The sequence below is a fragment of the Flindersiella endophytica genome (assembly GCF_054779015.1).
The window spans coordinates 283,479-307,605 of record NZ_BAAGYY010000019.1 but is presented as its reverse complement, the minus strand read 5'-3'; the positions used below and the strand labels follow the sequence as shown (position 1 = coordinate 307,605).

Genomic DNA, 24,127 nt, shown 5'->3' with positions numbered 1-24,127 from the left:
GTCCTTGTCTTCAGCGCCTCAGGGAATGGGGAGGTGCCGAAGACAAGGGCTTCGCCGCGTTCTTCTGTGTGAGGGGCGTTTTGGATGGCGTTCTTAGCGCCGAAATTCGCCAAGGCCGGGTTGTCGGCAGCGATCGCTTGACGGTGACTCCCCCGGCTCGGCTTGGCTGACTTGTGTGGTTGTGCGCTTGTGACCAGCGCTTACGCGGCTACCGAGCCACTGGAGTGGCAGCTACGCAAGCTGAATCCTCCCGCAGGCTCGTTGTGGGCGCTGGCGCTGTTCGGGCGATCAGACCCGCGGCGCTCCCACTGCCGACAACCTCGCAGCCGGATCGGCCGGCGTCCTCGTGACCAGCATTCTGTCCGCGAGAGCGGCCTGCGGTGCCGTGGCGCGGTGGCCGCCTGCGCAATCAGTCCACACGGTCGACTACGGCCCAGCCAGCCGATGCGTTCCCCTGACCAGTGCTTATCCTGCCGCAAGCGCGGCCTGCGGGGCCTGTTGTGCCGTGGCGCCGGGGACGCCGGCACCGCCTGCGTCCGATCGAACTCGCCGGTGTTCTCCGCTGACGGTCACGCGGCCGGGCCGCCCGCCATGCGCGCGTGATCAGGGCTTCTGCCTGCAAGGGTGAATCCCGCGGCGCTGCGGACGCCTGGCCCGCCAGCGCGCGATCAGGTCCTCGGAGCTCTCATACGCGGCCGCACGGCCGGTGACCAGTGCTTATGCCGCCGCAAGCGCGGCTTGCGGCGCGTGGCGCCCGGGCTCACGGACGCCTCGCGTCGCCTGCGCGATCAGTCTCGGACACTCCCATTCGCGCTCGCGCGGCCGTATAGGCCGCCAGGGCCTCGTGACCAGCGCGTTCCTGCCCGCGGATGCAGCCTGCGGCGCCACGGCGCTGCGCAATCCTGCTCACAACCCGGCCGTTGCCGCCATTACCGTGCGATCACCGTGCGAGCTGCGCTACATCTCCGCTGCGCGGCCGTGCGCGCGAGCCAGGCGACCCATCTCCCCCAGGAACCGGTTCGCCGGCGTGTGCGCGGTGTCAGCCTCAGGCTGCGGGCCGTACGGAAACCCGGGACAGTTCGTACTGTCTGCGTGGCCGGAACGTCGCGCTCAGGATGCGGTCCAGTGCATCCACAATTTGCGTTTCACAGAATCCATCGGTGGCGCTGGCGACTTCGGGCGTTCGGAGGCCGGAAATCTGGCCCCACGTCGTTCCTGCGCGACTGTCGGTGCTCAGGGGAAGAATGCTGTCCATGTTGCTCGCGGACCTCGTATCCACCTCGGCCGCCGTGTCGGCCACCAGCTCACGGCTGGAGAAGGTCGACCTTATATCTACTGCCCTGCGCGCGGCCGACGCCGACGAAGTGGGGCTCCTGGTCTCCTACCTCGCCGGTGAGCTGAGGCAGCGCAAGACCGGTGTGGGCTGGGCCGCGTTTCGCGAGTTGCCGGAGCCGGCGGAGCAGCCCTCGCTCGGGGTCAGCGAGGTCGACGCCGCGTTCGAGGCGATCTCGCAGACCACTGGCAAGGGATCGACGGCCGCCCGGCAGGGTCTGCTGGCCGACCTGATGGGCAGGGCCACCGAGACAGAGCAGCGGTTCCTCGCCAGGCTGGCGATGGGTGAGCTACGGCAGGGCGCGCTCGACGGGATCATGCTCGACGCGGTGATCCGGGTCGCCGACGCGCCGGCGGCCGACGTACGCCGGGCGGTGATGCTCGCGGGCGCGATCCCGCCGGTCGCCGGTGCGGTGCTCGCCGAGGGTGCGCAGGCGCTCGAACGCTTCCAGCTCGAGCTCGGCCGCCCGTTGCGTCCCATGCTGGCCTCCCCCGCGCCCGACATGGCGGCAGCTCTCGAGAAGGCCGGCCTGCCCGCCGCGCTGGAGTGGAAGCTCGACGGCATCCGGGTCCAGGTGCACCGGGTCGGCGACCAGATCACGATCTACACCCGCACGCTCGACGAAGTGACCGGGCGGCTGCCCGAGGTCGTCGAGGCGGTCGCGGCGCTCGATGCCGACCAGGTGGTCCTCGACGGCGAGGTCATCGCGCTCGGCGACGAGGACCGGCCGCTGCCGTTCCAGGTCACGGCGAGCCGGGTGGGCAGCAAGCTCGACGTCGACCGGCTACGCGGGCAGGTGCCGGTGCGTCCGTTCTTCTTCGACATCCTTCACCTCGACGGCCACGACCTGCTGGGTGCCACCGGCGCCGAACGCTTCGCGGCGCTCGAACGCCTCCTCCCAGCCGAGCAGCGGGCCCCGCGGCTGGTCACCGACGACCCTGGCGAGGCCGACCGATTCTTCGCCGCCGCCACTGGTCAGGGGCACGAAGGGGTGGTGGTCAAGGCACTCGACGCGCCCTACGAAGCCGGCCGGCGAGGCGCCAGCTGGATCAAGGTCAAGCCGCGGCACACGCTCGACCTCGTAGTGCTGGCCGTGGAGTGGGGACACGGCAGGCGCACGGGGATGCTGTCCAACCTCCACCTCGGTGCGCGTAACCCAGACACCGGTGAGTTCGTCATGCTCGGGAAAACCTTCAAAGGTCTCACCGACGAGACGCTGAGATGGCAGACCAAGCGCTTCCTGGAGCTCGAAGATCACCGCGACGACTGGACTGTCTACGTTCGGCCGGAACAGGTTGTTGAGATCGCCTTTGACGGGGTACAGACTTCACGTCGCTATCCGGCCGGAATGGCTTTGCGGTTCGCTCGCGTTGTTCGTTATCGGCTGGACAAGCGCGCGGACGAAGCCGACACTGTAGACGCTGTGCGCACGATCCACTACGGAAACACGAGCACGTGAGACTCGTAGCACAAAAAAGCAACCACCGGGAATTGCCCAGCGTCTTGTGGCGTTGGGCTGAGTGTACGGGCTCAGAGCGGAGTCAGTCGAAGAGTTGAGGATACGCCCGTCCAGCAGGAGGTGCCACTTTGCCAGTGCGTCGCAGGCATGCTGAAGATCACGTCGAAGAGCGCGACCTTGTAGGCCGCTACCTCGACGAGATCTCGCGTACCCCGCTTCTCGACGCGGCCACCGAGGTCGAGTTGGCCAAGGCTATCGAGGCGGGCCAGATCGCCGAGCAGCTCCTCGAGGAGGGCGACGACGGTCTGAGGCGTGCACCGGCCGGCGCGACCGTTGAAGAGCTCACTTGGCTTGCCGAGGAAGGTCGGCGTACCAAGCGGCACTTCCTCGAAGCGAATCTCCGGTTGGTGGTGTCGATTGCCCGTCGTTACGGCCGCTCCGGACTGCCGTTGCTCGACCTGGTTCAGGAAGGCAACACCGGTCTGATCCGCGCGATCGAGAAGTTCGACTACACCAAGGGTTTCAAGTTCTCCACGTACGCCACGTGGTGGATCCGGCAGGCGATCACCCGAGGCATTGCCCAGCAGGCCCGGGTTGTGCGACTGCCCGTCCATGTTGTCGAAGACCTCAACGCGCTGGGCGCCGCCCGGCGTGCGCTCGAGCGGGAGCTTGGCCGTGAGCCTGAGCACTCGGAGCTCGCCGCGCAGCTCGGGGTTCCCGAGCAGCGGGTGAAGGAGCTCGTGGGCTGGGGCCGCGACCACGTTTCGCTGGACGCCACTGTCGACGAAGACGGTGAGACGTCGCTTGGTGACCTGGTGGCCCGTGACGTGATGCCCGGCCCGGACGAGACAGTTGTCGCTGCCGAGTCGAGTGGCCGTCTGACCGCCTTGATCGAGACCCTCGACCCGCGTTCGGCGCAGATCGTGCGGCTTCGCTACGGCCTGGACGATGGCCGGCCGTGGAAGCTCGCCGAAATCGCCGACCGGCTGGGCCTGTCCAGGGAACGCGTCCGCCAGCTGGAGCGGGATGCCCTGCACCGGCTGCGCAAGGTCGCGGAGCCCGACCTGGTCGGACCCAACGCCGCCTAACCGTCGAAGCACCCACTCGCGCCCTCCCGGAGCACCGCTCCCGGAGGGCGCGAGCATGTCTGGGGGATGTTCCCGCCAGGACGAGGTGGCAGCAGCGGAGCTGCCCAGGGCGACGGGGCGGCAGGCAGCAGCACAACTGTCCAGCCATGCCAGACTGCGCGAAGGTGATGGCAGAGGCTCGGCGAGAGCGCGCGCCAGCGGCTCTGCAGGGTGGCGCGAGTCGGCCGATCGCACAGCGCGCGGCGTCGCGGACCAACAGCAACAGCAGCGGCTAGGCCGGCAGCAGCACAGCGCGCGGGCGAAGGGCGGGCCGTGGGGAGCGGGCGGGGTTGCCGCGGGCTCGCGGGTGGCTGGTGGCCGGAATGTCGTCAAGCTGGGCTGGCGCTTTGTCCGTTCGGGCCACAGGTTTTCCGGTATCTGGAGGACCGCTCCACGCAAACCTCTCGTTGCGCGCTACCGTGGCCGGAATCACCGCCGGTACAGCAAGCACAGCATCAAGGAGAGCGGATGGCATCGGGGTTGGGCGCCTCGGACGCTGAAAGCGAAGCGAACAGCAGGCCGAACGAAGCCAGCGCCACCTCCTGGGAGCTCGGCGGCATCGTCGGGCGGGGGCCGGCGCACGATCCGCTTGCCGCCGTACGGACGCCGCTTGATCCGGAGTTCGACGTCTTCCTGTCCGGCACGGTGTTCCTCGACATCATCTTCACCGGCCTGTCCGCGCCACCCTCGGGCGGGACCGAGGTGTTCTCCGAGGGCATGGGATGCTCCCCCGGCGGCATCGCCAACCTCGCGACCGCGATGTCCAGGCTCGGCCTGCGCACGTCCCTCGCGGCCGCGTTCGGGCATGACGTTTACGGCGAGTTCTGCCGCGACACGCTGGCCGTGCAGGAAGGCGTCGACCTGTCGCGGTCCAGGCGGTTCCCGCACTGGCACTCCCCCGTCACGGTGTCGCTGGCGTCGCACAACGACCGGAGCATGATCACGCATGCGCACGAGCCGCCCGTTGGCCCCGACGAGATGATCGCCGGCAACGGGTCGGGGCCGCCTGGCACACGTGCGTGCTTCATCGATGTCTCGGAGAACGTCGAGCAGTGGACGCAGAAGGCCCGTTCGGAAGGCGCCCTGCTGTTCGCCGACGTCGGCTGGGATCCGAGTGAGCAGTGGTCGGCGCAGGTGCTCGAAAACCTCTCCGCCTGCTACGCGTTCCTGCCCAACACGCCCGAGGCGATGGCCTACACCCGCACCGACACGCCCGAGGCGGCCCTGCGCAAGCTGGCCGAGATCGTCCCTGTGGCTGTCGTCACTCGCGGCGGCGACGGCGCGTTGGCCATCGACGGTGAGACGGGTGAGTACGCAGACGTGCCCGCGCTCCCGGTCGAGGCGCTCGACCCCACTGGCGCGGGCGACGTGTTCGCCGCCGGATTCGTCACGGCGACGCTGGCCGGCTGGCCGTTGCTGGACCGCCTACGGTTCGCCAACCTCTGCGCCGCGCTGTCCGTCCAGCACTTCGGTGGCTCGCTGTCGGCTCCCGGCTGGGCCGACATCGCGGCCTGGTGGCAGGTCGCCAAGCGGGTGCCCGGCCTCGGCAAGGTCGCGAAGGAGTACCGCTTCCTGGAGTCCGTCGTGCCGGACACGCCCGTCGGCGAGGTGCGCCGGGCCACGGCGACCATCGGGTTCGAGGTCGACGACCTCGAACCATAGGTCGCCGGCCGCGGCTACGACCTGTACTTGGACGAGCTGTCGCTGTTGCGCTTGACCCAGCCCCAGGCGCTGGTCGCCAGGAACAGGATCAGTGCGATCACGCCGAGCCACAGCAGGTTCTTGAAGATGAAGCCGAGCACCGCCAGCGCCAGCCAGATCGCGGCGATGGCGATGATCACCTTGAGCAGCATGGGGTCCTCCCCGTCGGGCGTTCTTGCCGCGCACGGCAAGGCACCGTGCGCGACAAGGACGCGAATGTGTCGTCGATCCGTACGTGATCAAACCTACGCCGACCCGGCCGAACGGGTGATCCGGCAAACTCCCGGAGTCAGCCCTGACTTTCGACCCTAGGTCGTGTTTCATAAAGAGGGCCGGTCAAGCGCGCGACGCATGGCGCCGCGCTGCCGGTTTCGCGGGCCGACGCTCGTGTCCGGCACACTCGCGAGGCGCCGCGGGGCCGGCAGCGTGGATGCCAGCCACGCGCCGGAGGCGCAAATTCAATAGAGCGCGTCCGACGAAGTCGCGTCAGGCGATATTTATGAAACGCGGCCTAAGCCAGCAGTTGTTCGATCTCGGCGAGCTCGGCTTCGCTGAGGTCGAGGTTCTCGATCGTCGCGACGTTCTGGTCGAGCTGGGCGACGCTGCTCGCGCCGATCAGTACCGACGTCATCACGCGGTGCCGCAGGATCCAGGCCAGCGCGAGCTGGGCCAGCGTCTGCCCGCGCTTCTGCGCCAGCTCGTTGAGCGCCCGCAGCTGCGCGACCTGCTCCTCGGTGATCCGGTTGGGGTCGAGCGACTTGCCCTGGGTGGCGCGCGAGCCCTCCGGGATGCCGTTGAGATAACGGTCGGTCAGCAGGCCCTGCGACAGCGGCGAGAACGCGATGCAACCGGCGCCGACCTCCTCCAGCGCGTCGAGCAGGTCGGGCTCGATCCAGCGGTTGAGCATGGAGTACGACGGCTGGTGGATCAGCAGCCGTACACCCATGTCGGACAGGATCGACGCGGCCCGGCGAGTGTCCTCGGCGGAGTACGACGAGATGCCGACGTAGAGCGCCTTGCCCTGCTGGACGGCCGACGCCAGCGCGCCCATCGTCTCCTCGAGCGGAGTGTCGGGGTCGAAGCGGTGGGAATAGAAGATGTCGACGTAGTCGAGACCCATCCGCTGCAGGCTCTGGTCCAGGCTGCCCAGGAGGTACTTGCGCGAGCCCCATTCGCCGTACGGCCCCGGCCACATGTAGTAACCGGCCTTGGTGGAGATGATCAGCTCGTCGCGGTACGGCTGGAAGTCCTGGCGGAACAGCTTGCCGAAGTTGAGCTCGGCCGAGCCCGCCGGCGGGCCGTAGTTGTTGGCCAGGTCGAAATGCGTCACACCGAGGTCGAACGCACGACGGAGGATGTCGCGCTGGCGGTCGAGCTCCACGTCGTCGCCAAAGTTGTGCCAGAGGCCGAGCGAGACGGCGGGCAGCTTGAGACCGCTCTGTCCCGAACGGCGGTAGACCATGTGCTCATAACGGTCAAACGAGGCGTCATATCCCATGACCGACCAGTCTTCCACGCCCCTCGCTCGATAGATGTAGGGCAGGTCAGACATGAGAGGGATGTGCACAGGGAGTGCGACTGGGAAGACTGGACCCCATGTTGATCGCCGAAGACATCCTGCTGTTGCTCACCGACGACGAGACCGGGAAGTCCATCACCGACAGCACCCGGGTCGACTACGCGCTCGCGGGTGCGGTCCTGCTCGAGCTGGCGGAGCACGGCAAGGTCGACGTCGCGGGTCCGGACGGACCGGTGAAGAAGGGGCGGCTGTACGTCCGGGATCCCGCGCCCACGGGCTCGGCCGAGCTGGACGCCGGGCTCGCGGTGATCGCGGAGAAGGACCGCAGGCCGCAGGACGTGGTCGGCAAGCTGGCCAAGGGGCTGCGCGACAGGTTGCTGAACGGGCTTGCGTCGCGCGGCGTGTTGCGCCGGGAGCAGGGCAAGATTCTCGGACTGTTCCCGACGACGCGATGGCCTGCCGCCGACTCAGCGCACGAGCAGGACCTGCGCGGGCGCCTGCACGCGGTCCTGGTCGTGGGCTCCACACCGGACCCGCGTACGGCAGCGGTGATCTCGCTGCTGTGGGCGATCGACGCCGTGCCGAAGGTGGTCGCGGGTCTCGCCGGCGTGGACAAGCGGATGGTGAAGCAGCGGGCCAAGGCGATCGCGAAGGGCGAGTGGGCGAGTGATGCGGTACGCAAGGCGGTCGAAGCGGTCAACCAGGCGGTGATGACGGCCGTTGTGGCGGCTTCGGCTGCCGGCTCGGCGTCGGGCAGTAGCTGACCCGCTGCCGGCACCTGGCCGGGCGAGATTGGTGACGACGACCGCGCCGGCGGGTGGCAGCGGGATTGGTGCCGAGGTGGCCTGGATCAACGGCCGAGGGCTGCGACGAGCCGGTCGGTGAGCTCGGTGGCGAGCTTGCCGTCTGGGTCGAGGTCGGGGTCGAAGATCGTGATCTCCAGGCCTACGCAGCCGGGAGCGGCGACGAGCGGTCGCAGCAGGCCGGTCAGCTCGGCGTAGGTCAGTCCGCCGGGATCCGGGGCGTCGACGGCGGGCATGATCGACGGGTCGAGGACGTCGACGTCGGTGTGGACGAAGAAGCCGTCGAGGCGTTCGAACCGCTGCAGCACCTGGCCGGCGACGGCCGCCGGCGTCTGTTCGCGGATCGCCGGGGCGGTCCAGTTGGCGATGCCGGCTTCGGCCAGGTCGGCGAGGTGGACGTCGTAGTCGCGGATGCCGAGCACGGCGAGGTCAGCGTCTCGTACGTACGGCCGCAGCCCGTCGATGTCGGTCAGGTCGGGCTGGCCGCGGCCGGTGACCAGCGCGGTGCCCTCGCCCCCGGCCGCGCCCACGTGGTCGGAGTTGCCGGTGTGGCGGAAGTCGGCGCTGCCGTCGAAGTAGGCCAGGCCGTAGCGTCCGCGCCTGCGCAGCGCGAGGACGGGGCCGAGCAGGATCGAGCAGTCGCCGCCGAGCAGCACCAGGAACTCGCCGTTGTCGAGCACCCGCGTGATCCGGTCGGCCAGCTTCGCGGTGTACTCCGCCATCGCGGCGGCGTTGAACACCCCGTCGCCCGGCTTCCAGTCGCCCCGGTCGTAACGCGGCGGCACGACGTAGCCGGCGTCGCGGGCGCCGAGCCGCGCGACCAGGCCCTGGTCACGTAGCGCGCCGGCCAGCTTGTAGCAGCCGGGCACGGTTCCCGGCGCGGGCGGACGCAGCCCGAGGTTGGACGGCGCGTCGAGAACCGCGAGCCTGGCCGGCGGGCGGCCGGCCGTCACTGCTGGTAGCCCTCGACCTCGGTCGCCGGGCGGGTCTTGGCCTGCTCGGGATCGGCGTTGGCCTCACGCAGTGCCCGGCGCTGCCGTAACAGGTCCCAGCAGCGGTCGAGCGTGACCTCGAGCTCCCGAATCCGCTCGTGCTCGTCCTCGGCGGACACCTCACCGTTGCGCAGCTTGTCGCGGAGTGAGTGCTCCTCGTCGACGAGCTCGTTGATCTGGGCGAAGATCTCGTTGTCTTTCACGGTGCTCTGCTTACCCCCAGACCGCGGAATGCACAACTAGCCGGCGGGAAGCTCGACGGGGAGCTCGCCGCCGAGGGAGAAGCCGGATTCGAGGTTCAGGTCGTCGCCGCTCCAGAAGCGGCCGGGGTCGTACCAGCTGGCGCTGCGCTTCTTCGGCAGCAGCTCCATCGCCTGGTAGGTCGTCGCGATGACTTCGGCGCAGTAGGCCGTTTCGAGGGCGGCGTCGGACGCCCCTCGGCGGAACGGGACGCGGCCGCGGAGCCAGTTGGTCGCCATTTTCGCCGTGGAGGGGAACGGCGTCCCGGACAGCCGCGCGATCGTGCGCAGCGCCGCGTCCTCGTGCACCCGGGTCACTGAAGGATCGAGTTGGCGGAGCCAGGCCTGCTGTCCATACCTGCGGCCCCACACCAGCACCGAGTCGCGGAGGTCGTGGAGTTGGACGCCGCGGTGGTGGGTGCCGGTCCAGAGGTCGAGCAGCGACTTGCCGAGCTCGGCGTGCCACATCAGCGGTGGCAGGTCGTCCAGCACCACGGCCATGCCGACGTGGTTGACCGGGCTGTTCGTCATGACCTGGATCGCCCGGTCGGCTCTGGAACGGCCGCGGAACAGCCACAGATCGCCGGTACGAGTCAGGTCGACCGCTTCGTCGAGGTCCACGCCGCCTAATCTAGGCCCATGCGCTGGTGGAAGATCGCAGGTGTGGCCGCTCTCCTCGGTGTCGCGGCGACCGGGGTGGTGATCGTGCGCGCGGAACGCAAGCGCCGCTCCTACACTCCGCAGGAGATCCGCGCACGACTGCACGAGCGATACGCCGAGGCGGTCGGCGAGTAGAAGGACGTCACCCGCTCAGGTGACGCTCGCTCTTTCCGCGCGTCGCCACATGCAGGTCCGCCTCGATCCGCGCAGCCGTCGCCAGCAGGGACGGCAGGATCTCGCGGCGGATCGACTCCAGTGAGCTGCGTGCCGCGTGCGCCGACACGTTCACCGCCGCCACCACGCGGCCCGAACGATCGCGCACCGGCGCCGCCACCGCGCGCAGGCCCTCCTCCAGTTCCTGGTTGACGATCACCCAGCCCTGCGCACGCACGCGTCCCAGCTCCGACCGCAACGCGCCGATCGACGAGACCGTACGCGCGGTCAGCCGCTTCACCTCCACCCGCGCCAAGTACGCCTCGAGCTCGGCCTCGGGCAGCCCGCTCAGCAGCACCCGCCCCATCGACGTCGCGTACGCCGGGAAGCGCGTGCCCACGTTGATCGCCACCGTCATGATCCGCGACGTGGGTACCCGCGCCACGTAGACGATGTCGTCGCCGTCCAGCACGGACACCGACGACGACTCGCGGATCTCCGCCACCAGCCGTTCCAGGTGCGGCTCGGCGACCTCGGGCAGCGACAGGCTCGAGAGGTAGGCGTACCCCAGCTCGAGCACGCGCGGCGTCAACGAGAACAGCCGCCCATCCGTACGCACATAGCCCAGGTCGGTCAGCGTCAGGAGAAACCGCCGCGCCGCCGCCCGCGTGAGCCCCGTCGACCGCGCGACCTCGCTCAGCGTCAACTCCGGCGCGTCGGCGTTGAACGCGCCGATCACCGCGAGCCCGCGTTCCAGCGACTGGACGAAGTGGGAGCCTCGTGCCTCGCTCATTGTTCCGGCTCCTCTGCAAGCACCCGTTGCGCCGTCGCGAACGCCGCGTTCGCGGCCGGAACGCCGGCGTACACAGCGGTATGCAGCAACACCTCGCCGATCTCCGCCGCCGACAACCCGTTGCGCAGCGCCGCCTTGACGTGCATCTCCAACTCACGCGTGTGTCCGAGCGCGGTCAGCACCGCCAGTGTCACGCAGCTGCGCGTCCGCCGGTCCAGGCCCTCGCGCGTCCAGACCCCGCCCCAGGCGTACCGCGTGATGAACTCCTGGAACGGCGCGGTGAACTCGTCAGCGCCCGCCAGCGCCCGGTCGACGTGTGCGTCGCCGAGCACGGCACGCCGCACAGCCAGGCCATTCTCATAGTCACCGTGATCGCTCATCCGATGCCGCCCTCCAGGTGTGTCGCGATCAGCTTGCCGACCTCGTCCGGCTGCTCGGCCACGGCCAGGTGGGCGGCCGACGCCACGACGGCCAGCCGCGCGTCGGGGATCAGACCCGCGATCAGCTCCGCGTGGTCCACGGGAGTCGCCGGGTCGTGCTCGCCGGCGACGACCAGCGTCGGTGCCGTGATCGAGCCGAGCAGGGGACGCAGGTCCATCCGTTCGATCGCACCGCAGCACTCGATGTAGCCCTGGTCCGGGGTCGCCGCGATCATCGCCTTCGTACGCGCGACCAGCTCCGGCTCGGCGGCCGCGAACGACGGCGTGAACCACCGCCCGATCGCCGCATCCGCTCCCGCCGCGGTCCCGCCCCTACGCGCCAGCGCCGCCCGCTCGGCCCACATCTCGGGCGGGCCGAGCTGCGCCGACGTGCAGCACAGCACCAGCCGGTCCACCCGGTCCGGTGCGTGCGCGGCCGCCCACATCGCCGCCATCCCGCCGAGGGACAGCCCGACCAGGTGCGCCCGCTGAAGAGACAGCCGGTCGAGCAGCGCCAGCAGGTCGGCGCCGAGATCGGCGATCTCGTACGGCCCGGCCGGCACCGGCGACGAGCCGTGCCCGCGCAGGTCGTACCGCACGACGTTGAACGAGTCGGCGAACCGCGGCAGGATCGGCTCCCACATCGACAGGTTCGACGCCAGCGAGCCGCCGAACACGACCGTGGGCCCGTCGGACCGGCCCTCACGCACAAAGTGCAGCGGTACGGTGCTCATTTCTGGCGTCACTGCCGGTTCCTCCGTTCGTCATGTGCCGCGAGCGCCCGGTCGACGAACGCCTCCGCGGCTCCGAGATAGCCCATGGGATCCTGCAACGCCTCGATCTCGCCACGAGACAAGGAGATCTCCGGCCTGCCGGCGAGCACGGAGGCGACCGGAACCCCAGTGGCAACGGCTTCCTGGCCGGCAGCCGTGACGAGCCGCTGCGCCATCCGCCGCCCGAGGACGGGACGCAGTCCGGTGCTCAACGCCTCGGCCAGCAACCGGGAGCCCCCGGCGTCGACGTTCGCCCGCATCCGCTCGGTGTCGACCTCCAGCCCGGAAAGGCATTCCCGCAACGAGTCGGCAGCGCCGTGGACGACTTGGAGCAGGTCGTCCAGCGGGCCCCATTCGGCCTGCCAGGCGCCGGCGGCCCGCTGCAGCTCGTGCGGCATCGCGCTCAACAGCGTCGCGACCAGCCCGGGAGCCTGCTGCGCCAACGCCGAGACCGTCACGGCCGCCACCGGATTGCGCTTGTGCGGCAGCGTCGACGAGCCGCCCCTGCCCGGCCGACGCGCCTCGTGGACCTCGCCGAGCTCGTTCTGCGACAACAGGACGACGTCGCGGGCGATCTTCCCGGCGACACCGGCGGCCTCGCCCAGCGCGCAGGCGACCTGGGCGACCCGGCTGCGCTCGGTGTGCCACGGCACCGCCGGCTCCGCCAGGCCGAGCCCGGAGGAGTACGCCGCGAGTACGGACAGGCCACGATCCTCCAACGACGCAAGGGTTCCGACCGCTCCCCCGAGCTGGACGGCGAGGTGGTTCTCCCGTACGTCGAGCAGGTGGTCCGCAACGCTGTCCAGCCCGGCCAGCCAGCCGGCGGCCAGCAGCCCGAACGTCGTCGGCGCCGCCTGCTGGAGCAGCGTCCGCCCGGCCATCACGGTCCTGCGGTGAGTCGCGGCCAAGCCGGCGGCGACCTCGGCGGAGGTTTCGAGCTGTCCGCGGATCTCTTGCAGGTTTCGCGAAACGACCAGCATCATCGCCGTGTCGACGATGTCCTGGCTGGTCGCGCCGAGATGGACGTAGTCGGCGTCCGCGTCGCTCACGGCCGCCGAGATGTCCTTCACCAGTGGGACGACGGGTGTGCCGGCCTCCGCCGCGGCCACACCGAGTGCCGCGACGTCGAGGTCCAGTTCCCGGCAGGTCCGGGCGATCCGCTCGGCCGCGTCGGCAGGGACGAGTCCGGCCTCGGCCTGCGCCGCGACGAGCGCCGCCTCCGCCTCGAGCATGGCGCGCACCCACTCCTCGGGGAGGTCAAACGGCGAAGAACGTCGTCTCACCGTCGCCTCGGAACCTGATGTCGAAGCGGTAGCCGTCGACGGTGCGCTCGGCGACCAGCGACTCACGGGCGTCCGGCGGCAGCCCGGCCAGCACCGGATCGGCGGCGTTGGCGTCCGCCGAGTCGGCGAAGTAGATCCGTGTCACCAGCTGTCGGAGCAGGCCGCGCGCGAACACCGCCACGTCGATGTGCGGCGCCTGGCTCGTCGTTCCGTCCACGTAGGGAACCTGCCCTGGTTTCACGGTCAGAATCCCGTACGTACCGTCCGGGCCGGTCGGGCAACGTCCGAGCGCGTTCGGCGACAGCTGCCAGGTCTCGATCAGCGCGTCGGGCACCAGTGCACCCGAGCCGTCGGTGACCGTGCCGCGGATCCAGATCGCGTCCGGCGTATCCGAAGGCACGGCGTACTCCTCGCCCGCGCGCACCATCCCGATCGCGAGGAACGGCCCGGCGGTCTGCGACGGCGTGGTGGGGTAGCCCGTCATTCGTCATCGTCTCCGTCCGCGGACTCGAACGGCGTCGCCTCCCGGCCACGCAGCACGATGTCCCACTCGAACGCCAGCGCCCACTCGGGCTCGGTGTGCGTCCAGTCGAACTTCGAGACCATCCGCTGCCGCGCCTTCGGATCCGGTACGGAGTTGAACATCGGGTCCTGCCCGAACAACGGGTCGTCCGGGAAGTACATCTGCGTCACCAGCCGCTGCGCGAACGCCTGCCCGAACAGCGAGAAGTGGATGTGCGCGGGCCGCCAGGCGTTCAGGTGGTTCTTCCACGGGTACGCGCCCGGCTTGATCGTCACGAAGCGGTACCGGCCCTCGGAGTCGGTCAGCGTCCGCCCGGCACCGGTGAAGTTGGGGTCGAGCGGTGCCGGCCAGTTGTCGACGACATGGCGGTAACGCCCGGACGCGTTGGCCTGCCAGACCTCCACCAGCGCGTTCGGCACGGCCCGGCCGTCGCTGTCGAGCACGCGCCCGTGCACGATGATGCGCTGGCCGATCGGTTCCTCGGCATGCTGCCGGGTCAGGTCGTTGTCGGTCGCGCCGATCCGCTCAGGTCCGTACACAGGTCCGGTCAGCTCGGTCATCGTGTGCGGAAGCAGCACCAGCGGCTTCTCCGGCGCCCTGAGCACGGTCGACTTGTAGTCGGGGTACCACAGCGGCGGATGGACGTCGTCGTCTCGTACGTACCCCTGGGCATCGCGCTGTACGTCGCTCACGCTCGCTCCAACTCCCTCAGCTCCGAAAGCTCCCGCACCGTCGGCTCCGGCGTCGTGCCCAGCTCGCCGGCGACCGCGAGGTCCCAGCCGACGGCCGCGCGGACGGCATCGACGTCCACGCCGGGATGCACGCTGGTCAACGTGAGCTCACAGGTCGACGGGTCCGGCTCCAGGACGCCCAGGTCGGTGATGACGCGTACCGGGCCCTTGCCGCGCAGCCCGAGCTGCTCGCGGTCGCCCGGCCCGGTGCCGTATCCGAGTGAGGTGATGAAGTCGACCTGCTCGACGAACGTGCGCTTGCTCTGCCGGACGACCACGAGCACCTCGCCGCAGCAGCCCGCGATCTCGGGCGCTCCCCCGGCGCCGGGCAGCCGCACCCGCGGGCGCCGGTAGTCCGGGCCGATCACGGTCGTGTTGATGTTGGCGTAGCGGTCGATCTGGGCCGCGCCCAGGAAGCCGACGTCGATCCGGCCGGGCTGCAGCCAGTAGTTGAAGATCTCGGGCACCGACACGACCGACTGCGCGGTCTCGGCCAGGATGCCGTCGCCGATCGACAGCGGCAGCCGGTCCGGCTTGGCGCCCAGCGTCCCCGACTCGTACACCAGCACCAGCTCGGGGTTGTGCACTCGCCTGGCGAGGTTGGCGGCGGTGCTCGGCAGCCCGATGCCGACGAAGCACGTACGGACGTTCTCCAGCGCCCGCGCCGCCGCGATCGACATCAGCTCATCCGCGGACCAGCTCATGCCGCCAGCTCCAAAATCCAGTCCTGGAAGGCCTTCCGGTCGCGGCTCACCTTGTCCCACTGCTGGTAGGCGGTGTTGTCGCGGTCGTAGTAGCCCTGCGCGTACGACGGCCGGGCACCGCCCGGCACCTCGGCGACGGCCGTCACCACCCAGCCGGGCAGCACGACTCCACCCGGTCGCGGCTCGAGTTCGTCGACGATTTCCTCGACAGTCACCAGTGAACGCCTGGCGGCCAGCACGGCCTCCTTCTGCGCGCCGGTAATTCCCCACAGCTGGACGTTCCCCTGCCGGTCGGCCTGCTGTGCGTGCACGATCGTGACGTCCGGGTTGAGCGCCGGCACGGCGGCGAGCACCTCGCCGGTGAACGGGCAGGTGATGGTCCTGATCGTGGAGTTGCGCTTCACCAGGTCGCTTCCCGCGTAGCCACGCAGCACGGCGAACGGCAGCCCGGACGCACCCGCCACGTAGCGGTTGGCCATGCCGGCGTGGCTGTGCTCCTCGATCTCCAGCGGTCGCGGCCAGTCGTTCTCCACCGCGTCGCGGAAGCGGTGCAGCGATCCGACTCCGGGGTTTCCGCCCCAGGAGAACACCAGCTTGCGCGCGCATCCCGCACCGATCAGCTGGTCGTACACGAGGTCCGGCGTCATCCGGACCAGCGTGAGGTCCCGCCGCTGCTGCCGGATGATCTCCTGGCCGGCCGCCATGGGAATCAGGTGGGTGAAGCCCTCCAGCGCAACGGTGTCTCCGTCCTGGACGAGCTCACGCACACCGTCGGCGAGCGAGACCAGTTGCGCCACAGACCGCTCCGTTCGATATCCGCACTCTAGGTCGTTATCCGCACGTTACCCAGCGGGGCGTCGAACGGTCAACCACCGCGACGCGAGCTGTTGACGGCTCACCCGCCAAGGGCCTAAGTTGCGATAAGTACAGACGTTCGGTTCGCGAACACCCGTACCCATGTGGGAGGGATACCCATGGGCCGCCCATGGCAGCGCCGCCGCAGCATCGTCAGCATCTCCCTGCTCCTGCTCGGCCTCGTGGCCACCGCCTGCGGCTCGGGCGGCGACCAGGGCTCGAAGACCGAGAAGGTCACGGTCGGCGTGATCGCGATCGTCGACGTGGCACCGATCTACCTCGGCAAGTCGAAGGGCTTCTTCTCCGACGAGAACATCGACCTCAACCTGCAGGTCGGTTCCGGTGGCGCGGCCAGTGTGCCCGGCGTCGTGAGCGGCAAGTTCCAGTTCGCGTTCGCCAACATCGTCTCGTTGCTGATCGCCCGCGAGAAGGGCCTGCCGCTGAAGATCGTGAGCAACGGCGTCTCGTCGACAGGCCAGCAGGGCAAGGACTTCGCGGCCGTCATGGTGAAGGGCGACAGCGACATCAAGACCGCCAAGGACCTGTCCGGCAAGGTCGTCGGCGTCAACAACCAGAAGAACATCTGCGACACCACGATCCGCGCGTCGATCCGGAAGGCGGGCGGCGATCCCAAGAGCATGAAGCCGCTCGAGCTGCCTTTCCCGGACCAGCCGCCGGCGTTGCAGAAGGGCCAGATCGACGCCGCCTGCCTGGTCGAGCCGTTCGTCACGATCGCCCGCAGCCAGGGCGCGCGTCCGGTGGCGTCGAACTACGTCGACCCGGCTCCCGACCTCAGCATCGCGATGTACTTCACCACCGAGAAACTGCTGAAGGAGAACCCCGAGCTGGTCGAGCGCTTCACCAGGGCGATGAAGAAGTCGATGGAGTACGCCGACGCGCATCCGGACGAAGTGCGGAAGATCCTCGGCACCTACACCAAGATCACGCCCGACATCGCCAACCAGATCACGCTTCCGAAGTTCCCGGTGGACGTCAACCAGGCCTCGACCGAGGCGATCGCGAAGGACGCGCAACAGGACGGGACGCTCACCAAGCCGGCCGACATCGACGCGCTGTTCGCCAACGTGGGATAGCCAGTGCTCGGTCTGCTCGGCGTAGTCGGCGCTCTCGTAGTCTGGGAGGCGCTACCCCGGCTCGGGCTCGTCTCCCCGGACGACCTCCCGCCGGTGACCGTAGTCCTGCGAGCCCTTGGCCGAGAGGCCGGCACTCCAGAGTTCTGGCAAGCCGTGCTTGACACGATGATCGCGTGGGTCGCCGGCCTCGGCATCGCGACGATCGCGGCGGTCGTGCTCGGGTTCCTGGTCGGCTCGGTGCCTCTCCTGCGGGAGTTCACGCGGTCGACGGTGGAGTTCCTGCGGCCGATCCCCTCGATCGCCCTGATCCCGTTGGCGGTCCTGCTGTTCGCCACCGACATCCGCTCGACGTTGCTGCTGGTGGTGTACGCCTGCTTCTGGCAGGTCTACATCCAGGTCCTGCACGGTGTCGCCGACACCGATCCGGTGGCCGAGGAGACCGCGAGGTCGTACCGGCTCTCTCGATGGGCACGGATCCGGTACGTCACGGTGCCGAGCGCGCTGCCGTACATCCTGGTGGGTTTCCGCCTCGGTGCCTCCGTCGCGCTGATCCTCGCCATCACCGCCGAGATGATCATCGGCAGCCCGGGCCTGGGCCAGCAGATCGGCACCGCTCGCGGCAGCGGCGCGCAGCCCGAGGTGGTGTACGCGATCGTGCTGGTGATCGGGACGATCGGCGTGCTGGTCAACGCCGGCGTCCGGTTGCTGGAACGACGCGTGCTGCACTGGCACACGTCCGTACGCGGCGAGGCGGCGGTATGAACGGCCCGGCCTGGTTGCTGCGACTGCTGCGCGTCCTGTGGGTGCTGCTCCAGATCCTGCTGCTGCCACTGGTCCTGATCGCCCTGTGGTGGTGGGCGAGCATCCAGCTGCAGATGTACTACCTGCCGTCGCCGGGCGCGATCGCCGACGCGTTCACCCAGTTCTGGACTGGCGAACGGCTGCGCGCCGACGTGCTGCCGAGCATCGGCCGGCTGCTGATCGGCCTCGGGTTGTCCTGCGTACTCGGGATCGGGCTCGGCGTGGCGATCGGCTCGTCGCCGAAGCTGCGGGCGGTCGTCGAGCCGGTGCTGGAGTTCCTGCGCGCGATCCCGCCACCGGTGCTCGTCCCGATCCTGCTGCTGCTCGCGGGCATCGGCGACCGGATGCGGATCCTGGTGATCATCTCCGGCTGCCTGTGGCCGATCCTGCTCAACACGGTCGAGGGCGTGCGCTCGGCCGACCTCGTGCTGGAGGACACCTGCCGGGCGTACGGCATCAAGGGTGTCGCGCGGCTGCGTTACTTCGTGCTGCGGGCCGCCAGCCCGCAGATCATGACCGGCATCCGGCTGGCGCTGCCGATCTCGATCATCCTGATGGTGATCAGTGAGATGTTCGCCAACGTCAGTGGGCTCGGCTTCATCATCCGCCAGTTCCAGACCGGGTTCGACATCGCGCAGATGTGGACCGGCGTGGTCGTGCTCGGCCTGCTCGGCGTTGTGCTGGCCGTCCTCTACTGGCTCGCCGAACGCCGCATCCTGCACTGGTACCACGGCAGTCGGCCACGACAACGGCAATAAGGAGTAGCACCTGTGCTGGAAGTCAAAGGCCTGAAGAAGGTCTACGACGCCAAGGGCCGGACCGTCGAGGCGATCCGCGACCTGACGTTCCGGGTCGAGGCGGGCGAGCTGGTCTGCATGGTCGGGCCGTCCGGATGTGGCAAGACCACTCTGCTTCGCTGCGTCGCCGGCCTGCTGCCGCCGACGGCGGGAACCGTCGAGCTCGCCGGCGTTCAGGTCGTCGCTCCCCCACCGGACATGGCCGTGGTCTTCCAGGAGTACGGGCGGAGCCTGTTCCCGTGGATGACCGTCGCGCGGAACGTCGAGCTGCCCCTGAAAACGAAGAAGCTGGCCAGGGACCGGCGGGCCGAGCTGGTCTCCCGGGCGCTCGACGCGGTCGGGTTGCGGGACTCGCAGCAGGCCTATCCGTGGCAGCTGTCCGGCGGCATGCAGCAACGGGTCGCGATCGCGCGGGCGGTCGCGTACGAGCCGAAGGTGCTGCTGATGGACGAGCCGTTCGCCGCCGTCGACGCACAGACTCGGGCCGACCTGGAGGACCTGGTCCGGTCGATCTGGCAGGAGTTCGGCGTGACCATCCTGTTCGTCACGCACGACATCGACGAGGCCGTCTACCTCGGGCAGCGCGTGCTCGTGCTGTCCTCCTCCCCCAGCGTGATCCAGGACGACGTGAAGATCGGGCTGCCGGCCGAACGCGATCAGCTGCTGACGCGCGCGGACACGCAGTTCACCGAGCTACGCCGTCACGTGTACGCCGAAGTCCAGGCCGCGCAACGGCTTTCGGACCCACAAGATCGACAGAGGACGTCATCATGACTCTCCTGGACCCGTCCATCTGGACCTCATCCCTCTACTCCACGAAATGGACCCGGCCGCACGGAGGCGACACCGCGGTCATCGAACCCGCCACGGGCGACGAGATCGGCCGGATCGGCATCGCCGACGCCGAGGACGTCGCCGCGGCCACCGAAGCCGCCGCGGCCGCCCAGAAAGCGTGGGCCGCGACGCCGTTCGAGGAACGCGGCGCGATCATCCGGCGGGCGGCGCAGGCGATCGAGGAGAACCTCGAGGAACTCGCGGGCTGGGTGGTCCGGGAAACCGGTGCCGTGCCCGCGATGGCCGAGTTCCAGCTGCACCTGAGCACGCAGATGTGCTACGAGGCGGCGAGCCTGCCCTCGCAGCCGCTCGGTCAGATCCTGCCGACGCTGAAGCAACGGCTGAGCCTGGCCCGGCGGCTGCCGGCCGGCGTCGTGGCCGTGATCGCGCCGTTCAACGTGCCGACGATCCTCGCGATCCGGTCGGTGGCTCCCGCACTGGCGCTCGGCAACGCCGTCGTGCTGAAGCCGGACCCGCGTACCGCCGTCGCCGGTGGCGTGCTGTTCGCCCGCATCTTCGAGGAGGCCGGGCTGCCGGCCGGGCTGTTGCATGTCCTGCCCGGCGGCGCGGACGTCGGTGAGGCAATGATCGCTTCGCCGCACGTGCGGGTCATCTCGTTCACCGGCTCGACGGCAGTCGGGCGGCGGGTCGGCGAGCTCGCGGCCCGGCACCTGAAGCGCGCGCACCTCGAGCTCGGCGGCAACTCGGCGATGGTCGTACTCGACGACGTGGACCTCGATCGCGCGGTCTCGGCGGCCGCGTGGGGCTCGTTCCTGCACCAGGGCCAGATCTGCATGACGACCGGACGCCACCTGGTGCACGAGCGTCTGGTGTCGGAGTACGTCGACCGCCTCGCGGCCAAGGCCGCCGCGCTGCCGGTCGGCAACCCGGCAACCGAGCAGGTCGCGCTCGGCCCGCTGATCGACGAGCGGCAACGGGACAAGGTGCACTCGCTGGTGACCGCGAGCGTGGAGAGCGGCGCACGGCTGGCGGCGGGAGGGACGTACGAGGGCCTGTTCTACCAGCCGACCGTGCTCGCGGACGTGACGCCGACGATGCCGGCGTACGAGCAGGAGGTGTTCGGGCCGGTCGCGCCGGTGCTGTCGTTCGGCTCGATCGACGAGGCGGCCACGCTGGCGGCGGCGACGCCGTACGGCCTCTCGCTCAGCATCCTGACCACCGACCCGCTGCGCGGGCTGGCGTTCGCCGAGCGGATTCCCAGCGGAACCGTACACATCAACGACCAAACCGTCGATGATGAACAGGTGGTGCCGTTCGGCGGCGTCGGTGAGTCGGGCACGGGCTCGCGCTTCGGCGGTGCCGCGGCCAACATCGAGGCGTTCACCGAGACCCAGTGGGTCACGATGCAGAGCGATGTGGCGGCCTATCCGTTCTAGGTCGTGTCTGGCGAAGAGGGCCGGTCAAGCGCGCGGCGCATGGCGCCGCGCTGCCAAGCCGGCGGAGGGAAGCTGGAGGGGCCTCCTGTGACCGACGACGGTGCAGGCAGCGTGGATGCCAGGCGTCGCGCGTCAGGCGATATTCGCCAGGCCCGGCCTAGAAGGAGCACGTGATGCGGACGCAGGTGGGGATCATCGGTGCGGGACCTGCCGGACTGCTGCTGTCCCACCTGCTGAGCCTGCGCGGCATCGACTCCGTCGTACTGGAGGTCAAGAGCCTCGACCACATCACCAGCCGGGTGCGTGCGGGCGTGCTCGAGCAGACCACGGTCGACCTGTTTCGCCAGGTGGGCTTGGCCGATCGGCTGTTCCAGCAGGGCTTGCGGCACGAGGGTGTCGAGCTGCGGTTCGACCGGACGAGGCACCGGATCGACTTCGCCGCGCTGACCGGCGGCCGTGGGATCACGGTGTACGCGCAGCACGAGGTGCTGAAGGATCTCGTCGCCCGGCGCCGGGCGGACGGCGGTGAGCTGCTGTTCTCCGTGTCCGAGGTGAGCTTGCACGACATCGACACCGAGAAGCCTCGCGTCCAGTTCACGTCCGACTCGGGCACGCGCGAGGTGCTCGAGTGCGACGTGATCGCCGGGTGCGACGGCTTTCACGGTGTCAGCAGGCCCACGATTCCCGGTGGCGTCCTGCGGGTGCTGGAGCGGGAGTATCCCTTTGCCTGGCTGGGGATCCTGGCGCACACGCCACCGGCCAGCGAGGAGCTGATCTACACCTCGCACGAGCGCGGGTTCGCGTTGCACAGCATGCGTACGCCGGAGATCAGCCGGCTCTACCTGCAGGTCGATCCGTGGGACGACCTGTCGCAGTGGCCCGACGAGCGGATCTGGTCGGAGCTGCAGACGCGAATGGCTCTCACGTCGGGCTTCACGTTGCGGCCCGGGCCGATCCTCGACCGTGGGATCACGCCGATGCGCAGCTTCGTCGTCGAGCCGATGCAGCACGGACGGCTGTTCCTGGCGGGGGACGCGGCGCACATCGTGCCGCCCACCGGGGCCAAGGGCCTGAACCTCGCGGTCGCCGATGTGACGGTGCTGGCAAGTGCGCTGGCGGCCTTCTTCCACTCCGGCGACGCGTCACGGCTCGCGGCGTACTCCACCGTCTGCCTGCGGCGGGTCTGGCGGGTGCAGCACTTCTCGTGGTGGATGACGTCGATGCTGCACAGGTTCCCCGACCAGGACGAGTTCCAGCGGCGGATCCAGCTGTCGCAGCTGCACTACACCGTGAGCTCCCGCGCCGCGGCGACCTCACTGGCGGAGAACTACGTGGGGCTGCCGCTCTAGCTGTTGTTGGTCCAGACCATCGTCTGCTGGAACAAGGGTTTGCCCTGCCAGCGCATGCCGGGGATCAGCGCGGGCTCGCCGTACTTGGTGAAGCCGGAGCGCTCGAAGAAGCGCACCGCCCGCACGTTCTGGACCTGGGTCTGGAGATAGCAGCCGGGGGTGTTCGTGGAGCGGAGACGGTCGAGCCAGGCGTCCATCAGGCCGTGGGCCGCGCCGGTGCCGCGGGCCGCGGGCGTGACAGCGATGTGCAGCTGGGCCGGCCAGCGCGGGTCGTCGAGCTCCTTGGCGACGGGCAGTCCGCGGATCGCGGCCAGGGCCATGCCGACAGAGGCGCGGGCGAAGAACGCCATCGGCTTCGGCTTGGTGTAGAGGCGGTACGAGCGAATCGCGCGCTCGATCCGCTCGTCCTCGCCGGGGAACTTCGCGCTGTCGACACAGCCGGCCAGGTGGCCGGCGGGCTTGCCGTCGACGACGGCCAGAAACAGCGACTCGGGCTCGAGGTCCAGGTAGGGATCGAGGTAGATCGACGCCTCGGACTCGGGGTGACCCCACAGGGACGCGACCGGCGAGCCCTCGGCCTCGCAGGCGTACAGCTCCCGCAGCTCGGCGCGGTCGGCCTCGGTGAACGTCCGGATCTCGATCGTGGCCATCGTGCTGCGCTCCTTCGGCGGGGCTTACCGCGTATGCCATACTGTGTAGCACATACGCGGAAGGATGGCCATGCCAGAGCTGCCACCAGTCGTCGCCAAGCTGTGGGGCCGCGAGACCGTGGCGCGCAAGGGCCCGCGGCCACGGCTCGACCTGGAGACGATCACAGCCGCCGCCATCAACCTCGCCGACGCCGGCGGACTGGCGGCGGTGTCGATGAGCAGCGTGGCCGAGCGAGTCGACGTGGCGACGATGGCGCTCTACCGCTACGTCGGCAGCAAGGACGAGCTGCTGACGCTGATGGCCGAGGCCGCGCTGCCGCCTCCCCCACAGCACGCCGATCCCGTGGCCAATCCTGTCGCCAATCCGGCAGCCAATCCCGCAGCCAATCCTGGTGCCGCGATTGTCGCCAGTTCTGTCGGCGATCCTGTCGCCAATCCCGTCGGCGATCCTGTCGCCAATCCCGTCGCCAATCCCGCAGCCAATCCTGGTGCCGCGATTGTCGCCCGTTCTGTCGGCGATCCTGTCGCCAATCCCGTCGCCCCTGTCGCCAATCCCGTCGCCAATCCCGTCGGCGATCCTGTCGCCAATCCTGTCGCCGATCCCGTCGCCGATGCCAGGGCCGCGGGCGATGGCGGAGGTGGAGACACCGCCCGTCGGGCGTGGCGGAGCTACCTCGCCACGTGGACGCGCGCGAATCGTGATGCGCTGTTGGCGCGGCCGTGGCTGCTGTCACTCCCCGGCGCTGTGCCGCCGATCGGGCCGCGGCGGTTGGCCTGGCTCGAAGCGGCGCTGGCCGCGCTCGGTGACACGCCGCTGGACGAGAGCGAGAAGTTTCGCGCTGTTACCGCGCTGACCGGATACGCACTCAGCGACGCCACGCTCACCTATGCCGTCAATGCCGGTAATCCGGTCGTCGACGGGGCGGCCGGCTACGGCGAGTTGCTGGCGCGGGTGCTCGACCCGCGGGCGTACCCGGTGCTCGCCGGGATGATGCGGTCTGGGTTGATGGCGGATTCCGAGGGCTGGGTCGAGGACGCAGACTTTACGTTCGGGCTGGATCTGCTGCTCGACGGCCTGGAGGCGTTGATCGAGCGGCGGCGAGAAATATGACGCGGATCGTCGTCAATCGGCGCTAGC

General features: G+C 69.5%; 26 protein-coding genes. 12 read left to right on the top strand and 14 right to left on the bottom strand.

The annotated features are described in order from the left end of the window. Positions 1–1,253 precede the first annotated feature (1,253 nt). From ACYVF6_RS22060 to ACYVF6_RS22050, 3 genes are all read left to right on the top strand, one after another. Positions 1,254–2,792, top strand: coding sequence for an ATP-dependent DNA ligase (locus ACYVF6_RS22060; protein ID WP_460524267.1), 1,539 nt, complete (start codon positions 1,254–1,256; stop codon positions 2,790–2,792). A gap of 134 nt (positions 2,793–2,926) precedes the next feature. Then, complete coding sequence (locus ACYVF6_RS22055; RefSeq protein WP_460524264.1) at positions 2,927–3,880, top strand: sigma-70 family RNA polymerase sigma factor; 954 nt, start codon at positions 2,927–2,929, stop codon at positions 3,878–3,880. A 507-nt stretch (positions 3,881–4,387) separates the two neighbouring features. Beyond that, entirely contained in the window at positions 4,388–5,581 is a 1,194-nt protein-coding gene (locus tag ACYVF6_RS22050) for a carbohydrate kinase family protein (RefSeq protein WP_460524262.1), read from the top strand. A 14-nt stretch (positions 5,582–5,595) separates the two neighbouring features. Here ACYVF6_RS22050 and ACYVF6_RS22045 read toward each other — a convergent pair whose 3' ends face one another. Together ACYVF6_RS22045 and mgrA are read right to left on the bottom strand one after the other, a co-directional pair. Next, positions 5,596–5,772, bottom strand: a complete 177-nt coding sequence (locus ACYVF6_RS22045; protein WP_460524260.1) for a hypothetical protein — start codon at positions 5,770–5,772, stop codon at positions 5,596–5,598. 359 nt (positions 5,773–6,131) lie between these two features. Next, positions 6,132–7,172 carry an L-glyceraldehyde 3-phosphate reductase gene (mgrA, locus tag ACYVF6_RS22040; RefSeq protein ID WP_460524258.1) on the bottom strand — a complete coding sequence of 347 codons (1,041 nt, stop codon included), beginning with the start codon at positions 7,170–7,172 and terminating at the stop codon, positions 6,132–6,134. A 44-nt stretch (positions 7,173–7,216) separates the two neighbouring features. Here mgrA and ACYVF6_RS22035 point away from each other — a divergent pair, with 44 nt between their 5' ends. Next, on the top strand, positions 7,217–7,903 hold the full coding sequence (locus tag ACYVF6_RS22035) for a GOLPH3/VPS74 family protein (RefSeq protein ID WP_460524256.1): 687 nt from the start codon (positions 7,217–7,219) through the stop codon (positions 7,901–7,903). Positions 7,904–7,989: 86 nt separating this feature from the next. Here the strand turns inward: ACYVF6_RS22035 and ACYVF6_RS22030 are convergent, their stop codons facing one another. Genes ACYVF6_RS22030 through ACYVF6_RS22020 form a run of 3 tightly spaced genes read right to left on the bottom strand, consistent with a single transcriptional unit; the run spans position 7,990 to position 9,794 of the window. Next, the gene (locus tag ACYVF6_RS22030) at positions 7,990–8,895 is read right to left on the bottom strand and encodes an arginase family protein (protein ID WP_460524254.1); all 906 of its coding nucleotides are present in this window, start codon (positions 8,893–8,895) and stop codon (positions 7,990–7,992) included. Beyond that, positions 8,892–9,137 carry a DUF2630 family protein gene (locus ACYVF6_RS22025; protein WP_460524252.1) on the bottom strand — a complete coding sequence of 82 codons (246 nt, stop codon included), beginning with the start codon at positions 9,135–9,137 and terminating at the stop codon, positions 8,892–8,894. The genes ACYVF6_RS22030 and ACYVF6_RS22025 overlap by 4 nt, the downstream gene beginning before the upstream one ends. Positions 9,138–9,173: 36 nt before the next feature. Beyond that, positions 9,174–9,794, bottom strand: a complete 621-nt coding sequence (locus tag ACYVF6_RS22020; protein WP_460524250.1) for a hypothetical protein — start codon at positions 9,792–9,794, stop codon at positions 9,174–9,176. Between the two features lie 18 nt (positions 9,795–9,812). Here ACYVF6_RS22020 and ACYVF6_RS22015 point away from each other — a divergent pair, with 18 nt between their 5' ends. Further along, complete coding sequence (locus ACYVF6_RS22015) at positions 9,813–9,968, top strand: hypothetical protein (protein WP_460524248.1); 156 nt, start codon at positions 9,813–9,815, stop codon at positions 9,966–9,968. Between the two features lie 7 nt (positions 9,969–9,975). Here ACYVF6_RS22015 and ACYVF6_RS22010 read toward each other — a convergent pair whose 3' ends face one another. The 8 genes from ACYVF6_RS22010 to ACYVF6_RS21975 are packed head-to-tail and all read right to left on the bottom strand — an operon-like array spanning position 9,976 to position 16,009. Then, positions 9,976–10,779, bottom strand: a complete 804-nt coding sequence (locus ACYVF6_RS22010; protein ID WP_460524246.1) for an IclR family transcriptional regulator — start codon at positions 10,777–10,779, stop codon at positions 9,976–9,978. Further along, positions 10,776–11,159, bottom strand: coding sequence for a 4-carboxymuconolactone decarboxylase (gene pcaC / locus ACYVF6_RS22005; RefSeq protein WP_460524244.1), 384 nt, complete (start codon positions 11,157–11,159; stop codon positions 10,776–10,778). Before pcaC ends, ACYVF6_RS22010 begins: the two co-directional genes overlap by 4 nt. After that, positions 11,156–11,932, bottom strand: coding sequence for a 3-oxoadipate enol-lactonase (gene pcaD, locus ACYVF6_RS22000; protein WP_460524242.1), 777 nt, complete (start codon positions 11,930–11,932; stop codon positions 11,156–11,158). Before pcaD ends, pcaC begins: the two co-directional genes overlap by 4 nt. 8 nt (positions 11,933–11,940) lie before the next feature. After that, a complete protein-coding gene (pcaB, locus tag ACYVF6_RS21995) occupies positions 11,941–13,203 on the bottom strand; it encodes a class-II fumarase/aspartase family protein (protein ID WP_460524240.1) in 1,263 nt (420 codons plus the stop codon). A 25-nt stretch (positions 13,204–13,228) separates the two neighbouring features. After that, on the bottom strand, positions 13,229–13,738 hold the full coding sequence (locus ACYVF6_RS21990; protein ID WP_460524238.1) for a peptidase associated/transthyretin-like domain-containing protein: 510 nt from the start codon (positions 13,736–13,738) through the stop codon (positions 13,229–13,231). After that, positions 13,735–14,469 (bottom strand): protocatechuate 3,4-dioxygenase subunit beta, encoded by a 735-nt coding sequence (pcaH, locus tag ACYVF6_RS21985; protein WP_460524236.1) that lies wholly within the window; start codon positions 14,467–14,469, stop codon positions 13,735–13,737. The genes ACYVF6_RS21990 and pcaH overlap by 4 nt, the downstream gene beginning before the upstream one ends. Continuing rightward, positions 14,466–15,212, bottom strand: a complete 747-nt coding sequence (locus ACYVF6_RS21980; protein WP_460524234.1) for a CoA-transferase subunit beta — start codon at positions 15,210–15,212, stop codon at positions 14,466–14,468. The genes pcaH and ACYVF6_RS21980 overlap by 4 nt, the downstream gene beginning before the upstream one ends. Then, a complete protein-coding gene (locus tag ACYVF6_RS21975; RefSeq protein WP_460524232.1) occupies positions 15,209–16,009 on the bottom strand; it encodes a CoA transferase subunit A in 801 nt (266 codons plus the stop codon). The genes ACYVF6_RS21980 and ACYVF6_RS21975 overlap by 4 nt, the downstream gene beginning before the upstream one ends. A 177-nt stretch (positions 16,010–16,186) precedes the next feature. On the opposite strand from ACYVF6_RS21975, the gene ACYVF6_RS21970 reads away from it, so the two are divergent. The 6 genes from ACYVF6_RS21970 (at position 16,187) to ACYVF6_RS21945 (ending at position 22,339) form a co-directional block, all read left to right on the top strand. After that, the gene (locus ACYVF6_RS21970) at positions 16,187–17,161 is read left to right on the top strand and encodes an ABC transporter substrate-binding protein (protein WP_460524230.1); all 975 of its coding nucleotides are present in this window, start codon (positions 16,187–16,189) and stop codon (positions 17,159–17,161) included. 3 nt (positions 17,162–17,164) lie between these two features. Further along, positions 17,165–17,923, top strand: coding sequence for an ABC transporter permease (locus tag ACYVF6_RS21965; RefSeq protein WP_460524228.1), 759 nt, complete (start codon positions 17,165–17,167; stop codon positions 17,921–17,923). Continuing rightward, complete coding sequence (locus ACYVF6_RS21960) at positions 17,920–18,720, top strand: ABC transporter permease (protein WP_460524226.1); 801 nt, start codon at positions 17,920–17,922, stop codon at positions 18,718–18,720. Before ACYVF6_RS21965 ends, ACYVF6_RS21960 begins: the two co-directional genes overlap by 4 nt. A gap of 12 nt (positions 18,721–18,732) precedes the next feature. Next, on the top strand, positions 18,733–19,533 hold the full coding sequence (locus ACYVF6_RS21955) for an ABC transporter ATP-binding protein (RefSeq protein ID WP_460524224.1): 801 nt from the start codon (positions 18,733–18,735) through the stop codon (positions 19,531–19,533). Further along, positions 19,530–20,990, top strand: coding sequence for a benzaldehyde dehydrogenase (locus ACYVF6_RS21950; RefSeq protein WP_460524222.1), 1,461 nt, complete (start codon positions 19,530–19,532; stop codon positions 20,988–20,990). Before ACYVF6_RS21955 ends, ACYVF6_RS21950 begins: the two co-directional genes overlap by 4 nt. Positions 20,991–21,163: 173 nt before the next feature. Next, positions 21,164–22,339 (top strand): 4-hydroxybenzoate 3-monooxygenase, encoded by a 1,176-nt coding sequence (locus tag ACYVF6_RS21945; protein WP_460524220.1) that lies wholly within the window; start codon positions 21,164–21,166, stop codon positions 22,337–22,339. Here the strand turns inward: ACYVF6_RS21945 and ACYVF6_RS21940 are convergent. After that, positions 22,336–22,989 (bottom strand): GNAT family N-acetyltransferase, encoded by a 654-nt coding sequence (locus ACYVF6_RS21940; RefSeq protein ID WP_460524218.1) that lies wholly within the window; start codon positions 22,987–22,989, stop codon positions 22,336–22,338. The two genes, ACYVF6_RS21945 and ACYVF6_RS21940, sit on opposite strands and share 4 nt — an antisense overlap. A 70-nt stretch (positions 22,990–23,059) precedes the next feature. Between ACYVF6_RS21940 and ACYVF6_RS21935 the strand changes: the two genes are divergently transcribed. Then, on the top strand, positions 23,060–24,100 hold the full coding sequence (locus ACYVF6_RS21935) for a TetR/AcrR family transcriptional regulator (RefSeq protein ID WP_460524216.1): 1,041 nt from the start codon (positions 23,060–23,062) through the stop codon (positions 24,098–24,100). Positions 24,101–24,127 lie beyond the last annotated feature (27 nt).

Excerpts from the sequence above, each read along its gene's own strand:
- ACYVF6_RS22060 (WP_460524267.1), top strand. The coding sequence starts at position 1,254 with ATGTTGCTCGCGGACCTCGTATCCACCTCGGCCGCCGTGTCGGCCACC.
- ACYVF6_RS22050 (WP_460524262.1), top strand. The coding sequence starts at position 4,388 with ATGGCATCGGGGTTGGGCGCCTCGGACGCTGAAAGCGAAGCGAACAGC.
- ACYVF6_RS22045 (WP_460524260.1), bottom strand. The coding sequence starts at position 5,772 with ATGCTGCTCAAGGTGATCATCGCCATCGCCGCGATCTGGCTGGCGCTG.
- mgrA (WP_460524258.1), bottom strand. The coding sequence starts at position 7,172 with ATGTCTGACCTGCCCTACATCTATCGAGCGAGGGGCGTGGAAGACTGG.
- ACYVF6_RS22035 (WP_460524256.1), top strand. The coding sequence starts at position 7,217 with ATGTTGATCGCCGAAGACATCCTGCTGTTGCTCACCGACGACGAGACC.
- ACYVF6_RS22015 (WP_460524248.1), top strand. The coding sequence starts at position 9,813 with ATGCGCTGGTGGAAGATCGCAGGTGTGGCCGCTCTCCTCGGTGTCGCG.
- ACYVF6_RS22010 (WP_460524246.1), bottom strand. The coding sequence starts at position 10,779 with ATGAGCGAGGCACGAGGCTCCCACTTCGTCCAGTCGCTGGAACGCGGG.
- pcaC (WP_460524244.1), bottom strand. The coding sequence starts at position 11,159 with ATGAGCGATCACGGTGACTATGAGAATGGCCTGGCTGTGCGGCGTGCC.
- pcaD (WP_460524242.1), bottom strand. The coding sequence starts at position 11,932 with ATGAGCACCGTACCGCTGCACTTTGTGCGTGAGGGCCGGTCCGACGGG.
- pcaB (WP_460524240.1), bottom strand. The coding sequence starts at position 13,203 with ATGCTCGAGGCGGAGGCGGCGCTCGTCGCGGCGCAGGCCGAGGCCGGA.
- ACYVF6_RS21990 (WP_460524238.1), bottom strand. The coding sequence starts at position 13,738 with ATGACGGGCTACCCCACCACGCCGTCGCAGACCGCCGGGCCGTTCCTC.
- ACYVF6_RS21980 (WP_460524234.1), bottom strand. The coding sequence starts at position 15,212 with ATGAGCTGGTCCGCGGATGAGCTGATGTCGATCGCGGCGGCGCGGGCG.
- ACYVF6_RS21970 (WP_460524230.1), top strand. The coding sequence starts at position 16,187 with ATGGGCCGCCCATGGCAGCGCCGCCGCAGCATCGTCAGCATCTCCCTG.
- ACYVF6_RS21960 (WP_460524226.1), top strand. The coding sequence starts at position 17,920 with ATGAACGGCCCGGCCTGGTTGCTGCGACTGCTGCGCGTCCTGTGGGTG.
- ACYVF6_RS21950 (WP_460524222.1), top strand. The coding sequence starts at position 19,530 with ATGACTCTCCTGGACCCGTCCATCTGGACCTCATCCCTCTACTCCACG.
- ACYVF6_RS21945 (WP_460524220.1), top strand. The coding sequence starts at position 21,164 with ATGCGGACGCAGGTGGGGATCATCGGTGCGGGACCTGCCGGACTGCTG.
- ACYVF6_RS21940 (WP_460524218.1), bottom strand. The coding sequence starts at position 22,989 with ATGGCCACGATCGAGATCCGGACGTTCACCGAGGCCGACCGCGCCGAG.
- ACYVF6_RS21935 (WP_460524216.1), top strand. The coding sequence starts at position 23,060 with ATGCCAGAGCTGCCACCAGTCGTCGCCAAGCTGTGGGGCCGCGAGACC.